This window comes from Campylobacter sp. IFREMER_LSEM_CL2194 (assembly GCF_025771685.1).
Lineage (GTDB): Bacteria > Campylobacterota > Campylobacteria > Campylobacterales > Campylobacteraceae > Campylobacter_D.
The window spans coordinates 1-1,141 of sequence record NZ_JAKMQS010000047.1; the positions used below are offsets into that span (position 1 = coordinate 1).

Annotated in this window: 2 protein-coding genes; one reads left to right on the plus strand and one right to left on the minus strand. The window is 27.9% G+C overall.

Annotation, left to right across the window (positions count from 1 at the left end; translation table 11 throughout):
- The coding region (locus tag L8V79_RS08100) for a hypothetical protein (protein WP_263703197.1) at positions 1 to 522 on the plus strand (522 nt) is incomplete at its 5' end.
- A 58-nt stretch (positions 523 to 580) separates the two neighbouring features.
- Here the strand turns inward: L8V79_RS08100 and L8V79_RS08105 are convergent.
- A partial coding sequence (locus L8V79_RS08105; RefSeq protein ID WP_263703198.1) for a hypothetical protein occupies positions 581 to 1,141 on the minus strand: 561 nt, incomplete at its 5' end.

Genomic DNA, 1,141 nt, shown 5'->3' on the forward strand with positions numbered 1-1,141 from the left:
GACATAAATATACTAGCTAAAGCTTTTAATCAGGTATTAAAAGCTAATGCTAAGATTAGCGTATTTCAAACAAGGGGGATATTAGGACACCCTACTGGAAATAGAAATGGAGGAGATGGAAGAACTACATTATTAGGAACTAATAATGGGATAGATGGGCAAGTTTTTGGAAATTATACTAATGAACATTCTACTTTTACATTAACACATCATAATGGTAATTTTGATTTAGGAATTTATGGTTATCAAAACACTAATGATATATGGAATGCAAATATAAAAATAACCTATACGCCAGCTTATGGGGGTAGTCAAAAATGGAATTTAAGTTATTTTATTAATTCAAAATCCTATCATTTAGGAAATACTTATTTTCCTTTTGATATGAATCATTATACTTATTTATTATTTAGTAAAGAAGAAGCTTCTATTCCAACCAAACAAAATAACGGAATATATAAGTTTGAAGATTTAAATAATAAATACATAAAGCCCACTTATTTGCACTTGAAATTACCTTGAAATTCTAATGAATTTTTAAATAGCCTATATAAAATTTAATTTTTTATAGGCTAAATGTTTATTCACTTAATTTTAAGTGCAAAATACTCGTATAGGTTTTACCCTTATAGGTGGTTTTAAAAGTATATATTCCGTTGTATTTTTTAGTAGCTGGAGGACAAACACTTCCCCAATTAATATCAGTTCCACCAAAATCTACTATAATAGTTCCCCATTTACTTGAAGAAAATTGTTCGCTTTTTCCATCGCCTTGTGGACTCCATTTTATATCATCATGTTCCATTCCTTTAATACAAGATATAAATGGATATTTAATATTACCACCATAAGCTGATTGATAAGTAAAACTCATATTATTTTTAGCATTCCAAGCGTCATTTTGATTATTAAAACCAAAAATATATAGCTCCATAGTAGGCATTTGATTATAAACTCTAGTAATATGTATTTCTCTATAATGATTTTTATAATATCCTTGCCCTCCATAACCATTATTGCCAAATTCTCCGACAGTATAATTATAATTACTTTCCCCTATAGTAAAAAACAAGTCAGAAACTTGTATTTTAGCACTTACTCTCAATGTTTGATTGATAGCTTTTAGTTCCACATTAATGCT